Origin of the sequence: Pseudomonas sp. NFX5 (assembly GCF_049132125.1) — a bacterium.
Lineage (GTDB): Bacteria > Pseudomonadota > Gammaproteobacteria > Pseudomonadales > Pseudomonadaceae > Aquipseudomonas > Aquipseudomonas marginalis.
On the sequence record NZ_JAFMZG010000034.1, the window covers coordinates 21,216 to 37,074 of the forward strand.

At 60.5% G+C, this 15,859-nt stretch carries 13 protein-coding genes; 8 read left to right on the forward strand and 5 right to left on the reverse strand.

Annotated features, from left to right (window positions below; genetic code table 11):
* Positions 1 to 509: 509 nt before the first annotated feature.
* The 3 genes from J1N02_RS24500 (at position 510) to J1N02_RS24510 (ending at position 2,513) form a co-directional block, all read left to right on the forward strand.
* The gene (locus J1N02_RS24500) at positions 510 to 959 is read left to right on the forward strand and encodes a hypothetical protein (protein WP_081744363.1); all 450 of its coding nucleotides are present in this window, start codon (positions 510 to 512) and stop codon (positions 957 to 959) included.
* A gap of 291 nt (positions 960 to 1,250) precedes the next feature.
* Positions 1,251 to 1,406 (forward strand): type III secretion effector protein, encoded by a 156-nt coding sequence (locus J1N02_RS24505; RefSeq protein WP_098480019.1) that lies wholly within the window; start codon positions 1,251 to 1,253, stop codon positions 1,404 to 1,406.
* A gap of 186 nt (positions 1,407 to 1,592) precedes the next feature.
* Positions 1,593 to 2,513, forward strand: a complete 921-nt coding sequence (locus J1N02_RS24510; protein WP_027603127.1) for a hypothetical protein — start codon at positions 1,593 to 1,595, stop codon at positions 2,511 to 2,513.
* Between the two features lie 10 nt (positions 2,514 to 2,523).
* Here the strand turns inward: J1N02_RS24510 and J1N02_RS24515 are convergent, their stop codons facing one another.
* On the reverse strand, positions 2,524 to 3,675 hold the full coding sequence (locus J1N02_RS24515) for an MFS transporter (protein WP_027603128.1): 1,152 nt from the start codon (positions 3,673 to 3,675) through the stop codon (positions 2,524 to 2,526).
* 348 nt (positions 3,676 to 4,023) lie between these two features.
* On the opposite strand from J1N02_RS24515, the gene J1N02_RS24520 reads away from it, so the two are divergent.
* From J1N02_RS24520 to J1N02_RS24540, 5 genes are all read left to right on the forward strand, one after another.
* Positions 4,024 to 5,010 carry a hypothetical protein gene (locus J1N02_RS24520; protein WP_092359598.1) on the forward strand — a complete coding sequence of 329 codons (987 nt, stop codon included), beginning with the start codon at positions 4,024 to 4,026 and terminating at the stop codon, positions 5,008 to 5,010.
* A 310-nt stretch (positions 5,011 to 5,320) separates the two neighbouring features.
* Positions 5,321 to 7,342 (forward strand): type VI secretion system tip protein VgrG, encoded by a 2,022-nt coding sequence (locus J1N02_RS24525; protein WP_098479951.1) that lies wholly within the window; start codon positions 5,321 to 5,323, stop codon positions 7,340 to 7,342.
* Positions 7,342 to 8,178 carry a DUF4123 domain-containing protein gene (locus J1N02_RS24530; RefSeq protein WP_092359601.1) on the forward strand — a complete coding sequence of 279 codons (837 nt, stop codon included), beginning with the start codon at positions 7,342 to 7,344 and terminating at the stop codon, positions 8,176 to 8,178. The genes J1N02_RS24525 and J1N02_RS24530 overlap by 1 nt, the downstream gene beginning before the upstream one ends.
* Complete coding sequence (locus tag J1N02_RS24535; protein ID WP_027603132.1) at positions 8,171 to 8,953, forward strand: hypothetical protein; 783 nt, start codon at positions 8,171 to 8,173, stop codon at positions 8,951 to 8,953. Before J1N02_RS24530 ends, J1N02_RS24535 begins: the two co-directional genes overlap by 8 nt.
* Before the next feature lie 12 nt (positions 8,954 to 8,965).
* Positions 8,966 to 11,116, forward strand: a complete 2,151-nt coding sequence (locus tag J1N02_RS24540) for a lipase family protein (RefSeq protein WP_421147920.1) — start codon at positions 8,966 to 8,968, stop codon at positions 11,114 to 11,116.
* Positions 11,117 to 11,124: 8 nt separating this feature from the next.
* On the opposite strand, the gene codA is transcribed toward J1N02_RS24540, so the two are convergent.
* The 4 genes from codA to J1N02_RS24560 all read right to left on the reverse strand — a co-directional run bounded on the left by codA (position 11,125) and on the right by J1N02_RS24560 (position 15,666).
* Positions 11,125 to 12,360 carry a cytosine deaminase gene (gene codA / locus J1N02_RS24545; RefSeq protein WP_108574786.1) on the reverse strand — a complete coding sequence of 412 codons (1,236 nt, stop codon included), beginning with the start codon at positions 12,358 to 12,360 and terminating at the stop codon, positions 11,125 to 11,127.
* Between the two features lie 27 nt (positions 12,361 to 12,387).
* Positions 12,388 to 13,593: a PucR family transcriptional regulator gene (locus J1N02_RS24550; RefSeq protein WP_027603135.1), complete on the reverse strand. Its 1,206-nt coding sequence runs from the start codon at positions 13,591 to 13,593 to the stop codon at positions 12,388 to 12,390.
* The gene (gene codB, locus J1N02_RS24555; protein WP_065939378.1) at positions 13,590 to 14,852 is read right to left on the reverse strand and encodes a cytosine permease; all 1,263 of its coding nucleotides are present in this window, start codon (positions 14,850 to 14,852) and stop codon (positions 13,590 to 13,592) included. The genes J1N02_RS24550 and codB overlap by 4 nt, the downstream gene beginning before the upstream one ends.
* A gap of 190 nt (positions 14,853 to 15,042) precedes the next feature.
* Positions 15,043 to 15,666 carry an NUDIX hydrolase gene (locus J1N02_RS24560; RefSeq protein ID WP_027603137.1) on the reverse strand — a complete coding sequence of 208 codons (624 nt, stop codon included), beginning with the start codon at positions 15,664 to 15,666 and terminating at the stop codon, positions 15,043 to 15,045.
* Positions 15,667 to 15,859 lie beyond the last annotated feature (193 nt).

The window sequence follows — 15,859 nt, forward strand, 5'->3', positions numbered from 1 at the left end:
CTTCCAGGCCTGAGGTCAAAGCCCCTCGGCCAGCGACTGCCTCCAACGGCCAAACGGCTGCAAACGTCAGCTTCCTGCCTCGGGAAAACCAGAGGGGGCCCGTGTTCGGCGCGCCCTCTTCGCAGGCCCCCCGTCAGAGTGCTGCTGACAACGTGATGCGTCACTCCAGCGCGCCGGCTGCGCAGGGCCTGATGAATACGGTCAGACACTGGATGGGCCCTTGGTTTGGCTGGAATCGCCCACAACCAGGTCCTGGCTGCTGCAATCCGCCGCCGAGGCCGAATCCTGGCTGCTGCAGTCCGCCGCCGAGGCCGAGTCCTGGCTGCAGCAATCCGCCACCACGCCCCTATCCTAGCGTGGGTAAACCGTATCCACCCGCGCCGGGCTGGCCTGATCCGACGTACTCGCTGAAAAGCAATGACGAGTTGGCGCAACAGTTACGTGACAATTTCAATGCCTTCAGGGACCGCAGCAACCCTGGGTATGTCAGCGTTGACAGTATCTATGGGATGGCGAAAAAAACCTGGTCTCCCAATCCGGTCACGAACGCGAACATTCGCCTGGCCAACGAATTGCTACGACGTCCGGAAGTGATGGGCGCCCTGGACCGGCACTCTTCTACCGGTGCACTGGATGGCCTGATCGACCGGCAAAATGTGAACATCGTGGTCAAGGGGGAAAACTACTTCAAGTACAAGACCGACAAGGAAATGGCCGGTGAAATGCTTGAGCATTTCGACGAGTTGAAACGTAATCCCTGGGAGCGGGAGCTGAGCTTCAACCACCTGAGGAGCCTGGCGGCCCAGGAGCAGACAGGCGATTCGCCCATGGATCATCTGATCCAACTGTCCCAGGAAATGCTCAAGCGCAGTGACGTGTTGAGGAAAATGGACAATCTCGCCGGTCGTGATGATGACGGCCGGATCAGTTGGCAAGCGCTTTATCAGCTTTCCCGCTGACCGCCCGCCAGGCGCCGCCATTGAATGACGTGCCTGGCTCAATTTTGTCAGGAACTGTTTACGCCGACTGACCACATAGTTCATAGGCACCGGCCTTGATCAAACCGGTCGGCTTTCAGATTCCGTGTGGAGGGCTAGCAAATGACGTCAAGCTCGTTTCACCCGCCCCAGCCCAGCTGTCATGAGCTCTTTCGCAATACGGATGATGGCGATCCGACTGTACCCACGGGTGACATCGTTGCGCACGAGCCCCCGGCCCCGGCCGATGTGCATGCTGTCGAAGCCAGGCGCATGAGGGCTTTTGCCGGTCAGCGCAAATTCCAGGCGCCGGTCGAGGAAGACTTTTCCCGGGGCATGCTCGCGACCGGGCAGGTCGCGAGTGATGACGCCAAGGCCCCCAGATATTCCAGGCTGATCAATAGCCTGACGACCTGGTTGCGTCGGTAAGGGTGGGAATCTCCGTACCTTCTGGTCGTTGTTTACATGCTGTCATTGGTATTCATCGGTTGTCCGGAACTGTTGTGTTTGTCCAACCACACATGGGGTACTTGCCGGTGGAATCCATTCGCTGATTCCGTCTGGGGGTGGTGATCACCGGGCAGGTATGTATCGGAAACGCGTTGGAGAAAACCCATGACGATCGAGGGTGTACCCCCTCATGGTCTGCCCTTGGCACTGGACGAGCCGGCTTTACGGTCTACAGTGCCAGCGCCGCTCACGCCCTCTGGAACCTGGCAGGGGGCTGTTCCTGCGCGCCCCGACGGCGTGTCGCGGGTGCCTCTGGTGCTGCGCGGGACAACGTCGGTGCTGCGCCAGCGAGCGCTGCAGAACCTGCCCGCTGCTACGCGCGCGAACCTCGCCCAGCCCGGCGTAACGTCCACCGACAGCCAACTGGCGTTGGCCCTGGAAAAAGATTTTGGCAGGCTGTACCCCTTCCTGAACGACGGGCGTTTGACCTGCTCGTCATTGCAGCGTGTTGCAGACGAACGTATGGGGAAAAGCGAGGAGTTGGACCGGACGATTCAAGTGGTCAGCGAGATTCTCAAGCGCCCGCGGTTGAGCGATGCAATTTTGAGCCGCGACGGCGATATCACCCGTGACAGTCTCAGGGCTGCAGCCCAAACGCTACAGGGGAACAGCTCGCCAAGTGTGTTCAGCCAGGACCCGTTCCATGCCCAGGGCAATACCCAGGTGGTGCTGGCCCTGCAGGGCCAGTTCGAACAATTGAGGGATAAATCGCAGGATCGGACGTTCTTCTTTGAACAACACCAGTACGTTGAAATCGCCATGCTCAAGGCCGTCATGCAGGACCCGCATGCCGTTGATCAAGAGGGTGCGCCTGTGCTGGATCCTTCCTCCGGCATGCCTCGGCCCAGGTACAGCGAGCTCTGTGTCTACACGGCGAAGAACATTCTTGAGCGGCCAGGTCTGCTGCCTTCGCTGATACGTGCGAACGGCACACGATTGTTTGGTCCGCCGCAAAAGGACGGCTGGCTCAGTAACAAAAGTCTCGAGCGTTGGCTGGAACAGGACAAGGCCCGCAAAGCGCGCTGATGTGCGGGGGTCATACCTTGAGGACCTTGCCGCTCAGGGATACACCGGCGAGCAGTACTGCGATCAGCACAAAGGCACTGCTCAGGCTGCTGCCATGGGCAATGAAGCCGATCACTGCGGGGCCGGCAAGAATCCCGGCATACCCCAAGGTCGTGATGGCAGGCACGGCAATATGTTCCGGCATCACCGTTTGCTTGCCGACGGCGGTGTACAGCACCGGCACGATATTCGAGCAACCGGCACCTACCAGCGCATACCCCAGCAATGCGGTTTCCCAGGCTGGCAATAACGTTGCCAGCAACATGCCAGCAGTGGCCAGTGCACCACCGATCACGATCACGCGGGTTGCGCCCAGGCGCCGCACGATGGCATCGCCGGTCAGGCGCCCGGCAGTCATGGTCAGGGCGAAGGCTGCGTAACCCAGGCCGGCGTAGGCCTCGTCCAGACCGCGTTCGGCACTGAGGAACACGGCGCTCCAATCCAGTACGGCGCCTTCTGCCAAAAACACGATAAAGCACAGACAGCCGATGAACAGTACTACGCCGTGGGGGATCGCAAATGCCGGACCCGAACTTTCACTGCCGTAGGGCAACAAATGGGGCCCGGCCTTGAGCAGCGCCAGCGCCATGATGACGATCACCACCAGGGTCGCCTGCAGAGGTGACAGACCCAACCCCAGCAGCCCGGCAACCCCGGCCGCGCCGACGATCCCTCCCAGGCTGAACAAGCCGTGGAAGCCCGACATCATGGTTTTGCCACTGGCGCGCTCAACAATCACCGCTTGCAGGTTCACCGTGGAGTCCACCGTGCCAAGGCCCGCGCCAAACAGGAACAATCCGGCGATCAGTAACGGGATCGAGCTGACCGTGGCCAGCATGGGCAAGGCCAGGCAGATCATGATCGTGCCGGCGCTCAGCACACGTCGGCAGCCATAACGAGACGCCAGCGCACCGGCGGCCGGCATGGCGATGATAGACCCCACCCCCAGGCACAACAGCAGCAGGCCCAGGGTGCCTTCACTCAGTTCGGCGCGTGCTTTGGCGTATGGCACCAACGGCGCCCAGGCAGCAATGCCGAAGCCGGCGATGAAAAATGCGATACGGGTCGACATTTGTTCCAGCCGCCCGGGAACCACGGGTGCTGAGGTGGGGATGGCAGTCATGAAAAAATCCTTGGTTTTGCGTTCAGCGAACGATGTCCGGCGCGATATCCTTGCACATCAGGCCCTTGGGGGCGAGCCGGGTTCCCCCCCGAGATCAGCGGCGATGATTTCTTTTTGCAATTCGGGAACGCCATGGGCGTTGGCAACCACACACGAAGTGTCTTTGCAGAAGGCGTTCTGGAAGGTGTGTAATCCCTGTGGGAACTGGTGAACCCCCGGGTTTTGCACGGTGGATTACCACCTTCCAGGCCGCCTCCCACATACCCTGCATTGTGTAATACGCTGCTGGTCCAACCCTGTAGGCAACCGAGCGGACGCACCGATGAAGATTGCAAGGCAAGTGGCGCCATGACCCAGTTCTATGACGCACGTGGCAACATTTACGGGGTCGCCAGCCCGGCGTTTTTACGACAGCAGGGTATCGAGGTGCCCAATAACGCCGCACAGGCCGCGAGGACTCGCGAGGGTTGGGCTGCATCAGCCATAAGCTCCGAATGCGAGTGGGGTTCGATACCGCGCCCGGTCGATGCCAAGGCTCACCGCTGCGATGGCTTGCTGGTGGGCCCGTTCCAGGCCGAGCCGCCGTTTGACCTGTTGATCGTGAACACCGACGGCTCCCTGGCCGAGCGCAGTGGCAATGGGTTGACGATTTTTGCCCAGGCGCTTACTGACCAGGGCTTGATGACCGAGGCCTGTGATTTGCGCGTGCATCATGACCAGCCTGACGGGGTGTCGCCGTTGGTGACTCGGGTCGAGCCTGCTGTCTATGGGCACCGCTCTGGATTCTGGCTGGCATTGGGTTTGCCCGGGTTCGGGCCGTCGGCCGTGGGGGCGCAGGGGGTTGAGCAGGTGTTCCAAGGCGACATTGAACTGAGCCATGTGAAGGCGTTGGCGGCGATCAACCCACAGTGGGCGCACAGTCAGTTTGTGCGTGTGGGCAATCCTCATTGTGTGACCCTGGTCGAACACCTGTCAGCCTTGCCGGACAATCTGCAGATGCAACAGCCAGCGCTTTTCGAACCGTTGCAGGCAATTGCCTTCGCCCCCCCGGCAGGAAGCGGCGAGCCATGCTTGGCCGGCGTCAATTTGCAATGGGTCGCCAGGCAATCCGGCAACCGGGTGGTTGCCCGGGTGTTCGAGCGGGGAGAGGGCCCCACGGCGTCCTCCGGCACCAGCGCCAGTGCCGTCGCCTGTGCGGCGTGGCGAGCGGGTTGGGTTGAGGGGGGTGAAGTCGCGGTGGTGATGCCGGGTGGCACTGCGCCGGTACGTTTGCATACCCAGGTCGATACGCTGCTGAGCGTCAGTCTGTTCGGGACTGCACTGCCTCGGGCATGAAGTCTTTTGAGCAGTTGACGCCCTGAGTGGGTGTCAGCTGTTTCGCTATTGATTAATTGATCAGATAAAAGTTGGTGTAGGGCATTTCTTATGTTTAAGAAGTGGCTCATTGACTCGATTTATTATTTTGTAAAAGACACTTCAATCTCAGTCGTACGAAACTTCTTTTTTATTTTTTCGGGGCCGATTTTTTCCTGGAAACGCTAAGCTTCAAGGCGTTCAGGCGCTTTTCCTCGGCAACTTATTTCATGTTTGGCGGGGGAGGTATCTCAGTCCGGTAATAACTATCGATATTGGCGGGTAACAACGGATGGTTAACGCGTTTGTTTCGTCACGTTTCAAATTAATCCTTCCAGGCATAAAGACTGACTTTCAAGTACTGGCGTTCAACGGTCAGGAGGTGCTTGATCAGCCGTTTTTCATCCAGGTGCAGGTGGTCAGCGAAAACCCTTCGCTGGACCTGGAGTCACTGCTCCACCAGCCTGCCTACCTGGTTTTTGGCGATGCGAATGAAGGCCTGCACGGGCAGGTTTACGCGATTGGCCGCGACGACCCCGGGCGGCGGCTCACCCGCTATCACCTGACATTGGCGCCGAGTCTCGCCTACCTTGCGCATCGACGCGACCAGCGGATTTTCCAGCAGCGCAGTGTTCCGCAGATCATCGCGGCAGTCCTCGAACACCACGGCATCCTGGCCGACCGCTACGCCTTTGAGTTGGGGCCGGTGGTCTACCCGCCGCGGACGTTCTGCGTGCAATACGCGGAAACCGACCTGCATTTCATCCAGCGGCTGTGTGAAGAGGAGGGCATTCACTACCACTTCCGTCACAGCGAGCACCAGCATGTGCTGGTGTTTGGCGACGACCAGACCGTATTTCAGCGCCTGCCTGCGCAGCGTTATTCAGCTGCCGGCGGCCCGCTGGCCGAGACACGGGTTATCCAGCGTTTCGACGTACGCCTGGCGACCCGCAGCCAGCGAACGGTGCGTCGTGATCATGACTTCGAGCATCCGTCCTTATGCCTGCAAGACAGCGCGGGTTCTGCCTCAGCGCAACCCCTTGAGGACTACCGCTACCCGGCTGGGTTTACCGGCCATGCACGGGGGGCTCGCCTGGCGCGCAGGGGGTTGGAGCGCCTTCAGATCGGCCGATATCGTGCATTGGGCAAGAGCGACCAAGCGGTGCTGCGCAGTGGGCACTTTCTTGAGCTGCACGACCATCCGGATCCGGCCTGCAATGATTTATGGTTGATCACTTCGATCCGTCACGAGGGTTATCAACCGCAGGTGCTGGAGGATGCGACTGGTGAGGAGGTGGATGCATTCCAGGGGTATCGCAACCGTTTCACCGCGACACCCTGGAGTGCGCCGTATCGACCCCCTCTCAAGTACCCCAAGCCGACCATCCACGGCACCCAGACCGCCACGGTGACCGGGCCTGCCGGCGAGGAGGTGCATTGCGATGCATACGGCCGGGTGAAAGTACGGTTTCACTGGGACCGACTGGACAAGAGCGATGACACAAGCAGTTGTTGGGTGCGGGTGGCATCGGGTTGGGCCGGAGACGGGTTTGGCGCAACGATGATCCCGCGGGTGGGCATGGAAGTGCTGGTGACGTTCCTGGAGGGCGACCCGGACCAGCCGCTGATCAACGGTTGCCTGGCCAATGCGTTGCACATGCCGACCTATTCCTTGCCGCAACACAAGACCCGCAGCGTCTTGCGCAGTCGCAGCACCCCGGGCGGAGGCGGCGGCAACGAATTGCACCTGGAAGACCGCCGTGGCAAGGAGCTCATCTACCTTCGTGCCCAGCGGGACCTGGAGCAGCAGGTGGGGCATGACAGTCGCCTGGAAGTGGCCGGTGAGCGGCGTGAAATCATCCGAGGGTTAAGTACGGCGCACCTGGAAAGCGAGGAGCATCGTCACGTCACCGGTGACCGCAAGGTTGCACTCAACGCCAGCGATCATCTGGACGTGCAGGGCGACAGCCGGACCTATGTCGGGCAAACCCTGATGATTGAAGCCGGGCAACAGGTGCATCTCAAGGCCGGCGCCAGCCTGGTTATCGACGCGGGCGTACAACTGAGTTTCAAGGCCGGCGGAGAGCACCTGGTGATCCAGGCAGGCGGCATTTTCAGCAGTCGGCCCATCACCCTCGGTGGAACCCCGTCCGCGACCAGGTCGGCGAACGCCCTGTTGGTTGCGCAGAGCCCGAAAATCTCCGCCACACAGGGCGCCATCATGCACTTGGCCAGGCAACTGGATGCGGACTTCTGCCCGCTATGCGAGGACTGCCGCGAAGGCCTCTGCACTGTCGGCGGGAGGGCGGCCTGATGGAAAACCTTCCAAGCCGATGGATGAGCCAACAGCAACAGGCGGGGCACAGGCTGTGCCTGATGCTTGAGGGAAATCACGCAGCGTGCCAGCCAATGTTGGCGGCACGCGGTTTTCCAGCGTACTGCCGCCTCTACGCACAAACCCCACTGGCGGAAATGGCCATGGCTGGCCCCGTGATCCTGTTGCTGGATCAGGTAGGGGAGCCCGCGTTGCTCGATCTTCTGCAAGAACCAGAGATGAATTGGGGCTGGCTGGGCAGCTTGCCAGACGCGGACCTGACGGACATGTCCCGGCATTGGCGCGACCGGCTGCTGGTCGGACCGGAGAATAACCGGACGCTGTACCGCCTTCACGACAATCGTACGTTGGCGCGCGCACTGAACCATCTGGGCCTTGAACACTGGCCAGCATTCCTCGGCCCACTGATCAGTGTGTGCTACTGGCATGAAGGCAGTTGGCACTGTGGCGACAACCCTGCCCCCGGTGACTATCCGGTGCCCGAGCCAGCCCCCTGGCTGAACACGCCCAACCCGAATGCCAGCGCCATCCTGCACGCCAATATCCTGCGTTACCTGCTGGCTGAACGCAGTGAAGATCTGGCGGCATTGGTTGAGTTCCAAGACCCCAGGGTCTGGCTGACCCAAGTGTTGGAACAGGCTCGCAGTTGGCGATGGAGCCAGCCGGAACAGTTGGAGTTTCTGGTCGTGCGACGGTTGGAAGAGGCCACTCGCAGCAGTGGGATTCGTTGGCAGCCGACGGTTGGAGAAACACCGCAGGATCACTTTGAACGAGTTAAGCAGCAGTGGCTCATGTTGGAGAACAAGGATGAGTAAGCGTGTATGGGGCGTGCTGCTTGCACTGGCAACGGCGGGACTTTCGGGGTGTGCGATGAAGCCGGTTGATCGCTTTACGTTGGAGGTGGATTTACCGGCGGAATTTGAACTTAAAACTGCCGCCAACTACGGGCCCGCAACGGGTGAGACCTGCACCTTGCCAAGGCGCCGAGGCAAGAGGCCGGAGAGGAAGGTTTTTTTTACCGAGTACAAACCGGTGGCAAGTCGGGCGAGTTATGAGTTACCGCTGAGTGAAACGGTACAGGGGTGTCCGCTGGTATTACGCAATGTGGAGTTTGATTTTTACGCTAAGTGGGGTACGCGGGATTCGGATGTTGGCGGGGATATTGCGGGGATTTCGATTCGGGATCGTCTGGAGGGTGATAGGCCTGGAATGCCGGAGTCGGGAGTTCAGGAACTGTCTTGGCAATGTCAGTGGTTGTTTCGGACTGTGGGGCCGATACATGCGATCAGAAAGGTTCTGAACTGTAATTCGCTGGGCGCTACAGGGCAAAGATATAAAACTCACTCGAACGGTGTTTTTTCGCGAGATGAGTTGGGTGGGAAAAAGGTAGTGATAAAGCTGAACCTCATTAGTGAGGAACGACCTTATATGGGCGATAACTGGGTTCGTTTTTCTCAAGGGTGGAAACGCTGTCGAGGCAAAAGCTTTGAGGACCAGTACGCGTTTTGTGGGGGTAACACTACAGATTTCAAATCCTTCAAAATGCCCGATGGGCGTGTATGTGACATATATCCAAGTTGCAGTGAATAAGGATGTTCAGGCATGACGATAGAACAATGGAAAAAACCGTTTTTTAACGAAAAAATTCCCGCCTGTACGCTGCGTGGAGACTGGCTGAGTTTTTGTCTAGTGGACGAGTCCGGTGACGGGAAAGCCTATGGAGGGCTCAACTATGAAATTTTTGACAGTGCAGGGCAGCGATACGCAGGCCGTTTGAATGGAGATGGTTTTGTACGATTAGAGGGGCACTGCCGTGGTCCTGTAGTGTTGGTTTTCGATGCTATGTATCAGGAGTTGGGGAGCTACTATTCGACATTGCAGAGGCGAGAAAAGTATCCGTTACCCATCACCGACCTTCAGGTCAGAGCTGAACAAACGAAATTTTCAAAATCCAGCGGTGAGCAAACCGAGAGCAATTCTGCGCGGCAGAAAGCTGACCACTTTTATCAGGTTGAAGTGAGCGACTTGGTTCGTCAGGGCTCCCATCTACCTGCCGTGACACCCACTGCTTACCGACCCAAACGCCATGCCCTAAAAATGATGGCTGATCTGGGGTTCGGTCCGTCCCAACCCTCCTTATCAGGGGTGGTGTTGTTCCCGAGCAATCACACTGTTCTCGAAGTACGTCCACTGCGAGCCCTGCGTCCAATGCTATCCACGGAAGACCGCTTCTGTGCCTTGAACCTGTACCAATTGGCACTGTTTGCGGCGTTGAGTTACTGCGATTTTGGCCAGGAGCCCCCAGACAAACCATTTGATCAAGTGCGCTTTCCACTGGATCCCAGTGTTGGAAATTTGTTTGCTGAACAACTATCTGGGTTTCACCAAGCCTGGCGAGTTGATCCGGAGCAAGTGCGACGTTTTTATCCGCTTTATGAGGATGTACCTTACTCACGGCGTTTTGAAATTCTTCCCTTCGATCCTGAGCTGTATCCGCAAAATCGTCCGGAGTTGGAGGAAAAACAGGAACACCCTGCGCATTTGCACTTCTTCGATGACGAAAAAGGCGGTACTGATACCCAGGCTTTCATAACCCACCACGATGAGGTCATGCTGATAGCGGTGCGTGGCACCGCCAGCCCATCTGATGGATTGCGAGATGCCAACGCCCATCAAGTGCCCTTCATCGATGGCGTAGGCAAGGCGCATGAGGGATTTTATCAGGCTTACCGAGCGGTACGTAACTTCGTGCTGCGATACCTCGACCAGTTTCATGTCGGGCAACGAATAGTTATATGTGGTCACAGCCTTGGCGGCGCCATCGCGTTGCTTCTGGCTGAGGGGCTGCGCCGAATTCCCGACGCTCACTACAACATCCTCCTCTACACCTACGGCGCCCCCCGCGCCGCCGATGCCGAGTTCACTGCCGGCGCTTCCGCGTTGGTGCACCACCGCATCGTCAACCACAACGACCCGGTCCCCAGCGTCCCGGCGCCTTGGATGAACACCACCGCCAAACTCTGGATCCCCGGTGCCGTCACGCTATTCAGCGCCCCCACGGCCGGGGGCCTGTTGTTCGCCGCCGGCCTGGTGCGTATTGGCGGCAACCCCTACCAACACCACGGCGATCAACAGCACTTCATGCCGATCGTGCTCCCGGACGGTACGCATTCGTCCGTGCTGTGGACGCCGGGCTGCGAGTCCATTGAAGAAGCCGGCCGCAACCGGGCATGGCAAACGCGCGGTGACATGCCCGATCGCGAAGGCCTGATCAAACAGTTGGTGCAATACAAGCAGCATTTCATGACCGCCAGCTACATCCCGGCCGCCTGGGCGACGTTGCGTCGCTGGCAACAGGCTGTGGATAGCAACGGTCCTCTGGTGACCCAACGGGAGTTTGAACTGCTCGACCACGCCCTTGCGACCATGGGCAAGCAACTGCAAGACAAGCGGCGTGAACTGACTCGACAGCGCCCGGCCAACGACCGTGCCTATGAATACCATGAGCCGCTGAACGCTGAGATCGACCGCCTGTACACCAGTCGCGAACGCCTGCAAACCCTGCGCTGGCGTCGTCTTGAAGCGCGTGATGTCTACGGCAGCCATAGCCACTGCTCCAACCTGCAACCCAGTCTCAAGCGCTGGTTCCGCCATCGTGAAAACCAGGCGTTGCCTCAGGTCGCGAGCATCCCTCCCGCTGCGCAGAGTGAGCTGGGGAGGGCACAGCCGCTGGATCTCGACTCAATCGTCTGACTGGGTGCTTAGACAAACTCCACCTGCGCGGGCTGGCGCTTCATCAACACCTTGCCGTGGCGAATCGAATACAGCGGCAGCCCTTGGCTGCGAATCACCTCGTAGTCGCTGTCGGCCGAGAGGATCAGCAGGTTGGCCGGGCGCCCGGCTTCAAGGCCGTAACGGTCACCCAGGGCCATGGCCTTGGCGCTGTTGTCGGTCACCAGGTCGAGGGCGCTTTGCAGGTTGCGGTAGCCGAGCATATGGCAGATGTGCAAACCGGCTTCCAGTACGCGCAGGATGTTGCCGTTGCCCAGCGGGTACCAGGGATCGACGATGGAGTCCTGGCCAAAGCATACGTTCATGCCGGCCTCCAGCAGCTCGTTGACCCGGGTGACACCACGGCGTTTCGGGAAGCTGTCGAAGCGACCCTGCAGGTGGATGCTTTCGGTGGGACAAGAGACGAAGCTGATCCCGGAGTGCCCCAGCAGGCGGAACAGTTTGGCGCAGTAGGCATTGTCGTAGGAACCCATGGCCGTGGTGTGGCTGGCGGTGACGCGGGCGCCCATGTCGCGGCTGCGGGCTTCTTCGGCGAGTACTTCGAGGAAGCGTGAGTGCGGGTCGTCGGTTTCGTCGCAGTGCACATCCACCAGGCAGCCGGTGCGTTCGGCCAGGTCCATCAGGAACTTCACCGAACTCACGCCTTGGTCGCGGGTGTATTCGAAGTGGGGGATGCCGCCGATCACATCGGCGCCCAGGCGAATGGCTTCTTCCATCAGTTCGCGGCCGTTGCGGTACGACTCGATGCCTTCCTGGGGAAAGGCGACGATTTGCAGGTCGATCAGGTGCGAGCTTTCTTCGCGCACTTGCAGCATGGCCTTGAGCGCCGTGAGGTCGGGGTCGGTGACATCGACATGGGTGCGTACATGCTGGATGCCGTGGGCGGCGAGGGCCTGGATGGTTTTTTTGGCGCGGGACCTGGTGTCTTCCTCGGTGATGGTGGCCTTGCGTTCACCCCAGCACTCGATGCCTTCGAACAGGGTGCCGCTCATGTTCCAGCGCGGTTCGCCGGCGGTGAGGGTGGCATCGAGGTGAATATGCGGTTCGACGAAGGGCGGTATCACCAGGTTGCCGGCTGCATCCAGGTCATTGGGCCCCACTGCCGGCGCTGTTGTGTGTGGGGTGATGCTGGCGATCCGGCCGTGTTCCAGGTGCAGATCATGCAGGCCTTCACGGTTGCGCAGGCGGGCGTTGATGATGTGCATGGGCAAGTTCCTCTTGGCTAAAAACAATCAGGCAGACAGCCGCCAGATCATCAGGGCGATGCCGATGTCCAGGCGGTCATAAGCGTTATCCAGTGTCAGACCGCACAGGGCTTCGATGCGCTGGACACGGTGCGTCAGGGTATTGCGGTGCAAGGCCAGGCGCTGGGCGGCAGCCACAAGGTTACCATTCTCGTGAAACCAGGCTTCCAGGGTCGGCATCAGGCTGGGGCCGTGGTGCAGGTCGTGACGCAGCAGCGGGCCCAGGCGTTCATTGAGGAACTGGTCGAGCAGGGCGCGATCACGGACACCGCTGAGCAGCTTGAGCACGCCCAGTTCGTCATACACGCATAGCCCGGCACGCTCGCTGAAGCGTCGTGCCGCCACCAATGCCTGGCGTGCTTCGTCCTGCGCCTGGGCCAGGCGCGCGGGTGGGTGTGCAGCGGCGCTCAGGCCGATAAACAATTTCAGCGGCGCCAGGCGCAGGTTGAGCGGGTTCAGCCAGTTGGCCAGTTGCTGGCGGTTGGCCAAGGCCGTGACGGCATCCGGTGCCGGCAGCAGCAGGGTCCATTGTCCGGCGCGCCCCAGTACCGGCAGTACCGCCGATAATTGACGCAAGCGCCGACTGATACCGTCGTGTTGTCGCGCCAGCTGTGCCTCCACCTGTGCCGCGTCCCCCTGGGCAAACAGCAGCTCACTGCCTTCCAATTGCAGCTGGGCGACCTGCCAATGCCCGGCCATTGGCATATTCAATTGCACGGCCCGATGCAGCAGCAAATCCAGGGATTGATAATCCCCGCTCAGCAAGCGCTCCAGCACGTCGTGCCGCGAGCGTCCCAGTTGCTCGGACTGGATCAGCGCCGAACCAATCGCCTGGGTCACCAGCACCATTTTCAGCGAGTAGGGCTGCTCGATCAGCGGCATGCCGGCGGCTTCGGCGGCGTCGAGCAAGCGCTGGGGAATCGCCTGGATATACGCCGCTCCCGTCAGGATCACCAACCCGGCCACTTGGCGCTGGCAGGCTTCGTCCAGCAGTTGCAGGAGGTTGGCCTCATCCCGTGGGTGGTTGATGCCGGTGACGAACACCAATTCACCGCCCAGCACCCACTCGGCGATCCCGCTGTTTTCCGCCACATAAGGCCAACGCACGACGTTATCCAGGGCGGCAGCGCCGGCGCGCAGGCGCATGGATTCCAGCCCCGGCAACGCCAGTACCTCCGCAATGGTCAGGCTCATGCCCGGGCATCAGCCAAAGGCACGCGCAGCACGGCGGTGAGTGCGACGTAGGTCAGCGACGCGGCTGCGATGCCCACCAACGGCGCGACCCACGGCGAGTTGAACGCCAGCACGGTACCCACCGCGTACGCCACCAGCCCGGCCCAGTTGAAGGCTGGCAGGCGCGCATCCGCCAGGCGCGGGTAGTGGCCGCGCCAGCGGTAGAAGAAGTCCGCCATGATCACCCCGCCAATCGGCGGAATCACCGTGCCCAGCAGGATCAGGTACGGCACCAGCATGTCGTACATACCCAGCAACGCCAGCAGGGTGCCGATCACCGCACCCGCCAAGGTCACGGTTTTGCGGCGCTTGGTGCGCAGCAGGTTGCAGCCGGCCACGGCGAAGTTGTAGATGGTGTTGTCCTGGGTGCTCCAGATATTGAGCAGCAACATGGCCATTGCCGCCATGGCGAAGCCTTGCAGCAGCAACACTTCGACCACGTCGGGCTGTTGGTAGACGATCGCGCCATAGGCGCCGATCAGCACCATCAAACCATTGCCGATAAAGAACCCGATCAGGCTGGCCAGCACCGCGACCTTGGCCGAGCGGGAAAACCGCGTCCAGTTGGTGGCCTGGGTGGCGCCGCTGACGAACGTGCCGAACACCAGGGTGATCGCGGTGGACAAATCCAGCTCGCCGGTCGGCACCACCGCCAGCAGCCCATCCAGCCCGCCGACTTTCACCGTGGCGACCCACATCGACAGCAACAGCAACAGGCCCATGGCCGGCACCGCGATGTAGGAAAGGATCTCCAGCCCGCGATAACCCACGTAGGCCGTGGCGCAGAACACCAGGCCGAACAGCACCATCAACGCCAGCACGCTGCCCTGGCTCAGCTCGAAATACTTGCCCAGCACCACGGCCGCCGTGGCGGTGCCCCAGGCGTACCAGCCGATCTGGGTGAACCCGAGGATCAAGTCACTGAGCTTGCTGCCCACCTCGCCAAAGCAGAAGCGGCCCATCAACACCGAGTTCAACCCGCTCTTGAACGCGATGTAACCCAGGCCTGCGGCGTAGATACCCAACAGCAGGTTACCCAGGGCCACCACGCCGAGCATCTCGGTGAAACTGAACGCCACCCCGAGCTTGCCGCCGGCAAACATGGTCGCGGTAAAAAAGGTAAAGCCCAGCAGCACCATGGCGGTCGACGCCAGGCCTTTGCGCGCATGCATGGGGACTTCGCTTAAGGGGTAATCGTTGCCCGGTTCTTGCTGCGTCATGTGCGTGCTCCCTGAATGAGTGACGCAGGCCTGTTGCACCGGGCGTGCCAAATCACCGGCAGTGACAGGCGCACGGTCGCCGCTGTGCACCGTGCACAGTATTTATAGCCAAACAGGCGGGGAACGCAGGCGGGAGTGTTCGCTGTGCCCAGTCGGGCACGAAAGCGGTGCAGCAGTGATACAAATTGGATCAGTCGAACAGCGTCTGCGTGGTCTCGCCGCGATGAAAGGCGAACGCCGCCTCCAGATCACTTTCGATGGTGCGTCCACGGGACAGCGGCGGTAGCTCGTCCAGGCTGAAAAAGCCCACCTCGGTGGTCTCGAACCCGGCCACCGGCGCCAGTTGATCCACCCGTTCACACAGGAAATACAACTTGTAGAAATCCCGCACATCCGGCCGGTACAACCCCTTGGCCTTGTGGGTGACGCTATACAGCGCCCGCGCAGTAACGCTCAGCCCGGCTTCCTCGCGAATTTCCTTGATGATGTTTTCCGCCGCCGACAACCCGATATCGGCATAACCACCGGGCAGCGCCCAGCAACCGTCGGTGGCCTCGCGCACCAGCAGAATCCGCTCACCCTCGATCACCGCGCCACGCACGTCGATCATCGGCGTCGAATAGCGCTGGGCGAAATCCGACACCAGCCCGGTGATGCGCTCCAGGGGCACATTGCCCAGCTGCGCCAGCATGCTGTGGGCAATCTCGGCGATTTCTTCCAGGCGTTCGCGCTCGAAATCATCGGTGCAAAAGTGCAGCCCCGTGGAGGCCAAGGCTTGCAAGCGTTTGGCCTGGGCCAGCCAGGTAGTTTCCATGGACATCTCCTCGGTCGCGAAGAAGGGCAAGGGTGGAAGGGGGCTACGGGAGGCACAAAAAAACCCGCAAGGGTAATGCCGATCAGTTAAGAGATAGAACGGGCAAACAGTAACCTGTGGCGAGCGGGCTTGCCCCGCGTTGGGCTGCGCAGCAGCCCTACAACACAGTCCCGTGCAGCGCTCTTATTGGGGC

Excerpts from the sequence above, each read along its gene's own strand:
- J1N02_RS24560 (WP_027603137.1), bottom strand. The coding sequence starts at position 15,666 with ATGGAAACTACCTGGCTGGCCCAGGCCAAACGCTTGCAAGCCTTGGCC.
- J1N02_RS24525 (WP_098479951.1), top strand. The coding sequence starts at position 5,321 with ATGGTTAACGCGTTTGTTTCGTCACGTTTCAAATTAATCCTTCCAGGC.
- J1N02_RS24540 (WP_421147920.1), top strand. The coding sequence starts at position 8,966 with ATGACGATAGAACAATGGAAAAAACCGTTTTTTAACGAAAAAATTCCC.
- J1N02_RS24520 (WP_092359598.1), top strand. The coding sequence starts at position 4,024 with ATGACCCAGTTCTATGACGCACGTGGCAACATTTACGGGGTCGCCAGC.
- J1N02_RS24510 (WP_027603127.1), top strand. The coding sequence starts at position 1,593 with ATGACGATCGAGGGTGTACCCCCTCATGGTCTGCCCTTGGCACTGGAC.
- J1N02_RS24550 (WP_027603135.1), bottom strand. The coding sequence starts at position 13,593 with ATGAGCCTGACCATTGCGGAGGTACTGGCGTTGCCGGGGCTGGAATCC.
- J1N02_RS24535 (WP_027603132.1), top strand. The coding sequence starts at position 8,171 with ATGAGTAAGCGTGTATGGGGCGTGCTGCTTGCACTGGCAACGGCGGGA.
- J1N02_RS24505 (WP_098480019.1), top strand. The coding sequence starts at position 1,251 with ATGAGGGCTTTTGCCGGTCAGCGCAAATTCCAGGCGCCGGTCGAGGAA.
- J1N02_RS24515 (WP_027603128.1), bottom strand. The coding sequence starts at position 3,675 with ATGACTGCCATCCCCACCTCAGCACCCGTGGTTCCCGGGCGGCTGGAA.
- J1N02_RS24530 (WP_092359601.1), top strand. The coding sequence starts at position 7,342 with ATGGAAAACCTTCCAAGCCGATGGATGAGCCAACAGCAACAGGCGGGG.
- codA (WP_108574786.1), bottom strand. The coding sequence starts at position 12,360 with ATGCACATCATCAACGCCCGCCTGCGCAACCGTGAAGGCCTGCATGAT.
- J1N02_RS24500 (WP_081744363.1), top strand. The coding sequence starts at position 510 with ATGGCGAAAAAAACCTGGTCTCCCAATCCGGTCACGAACGCGAACATT.
- codB (WP_065939378.1), bottom strand. The coding sequence starts at position 14,852 with ATGACGCAGCAAGAACCGGGCAACGATTACCCCTTAAGCGAAGTCCCC.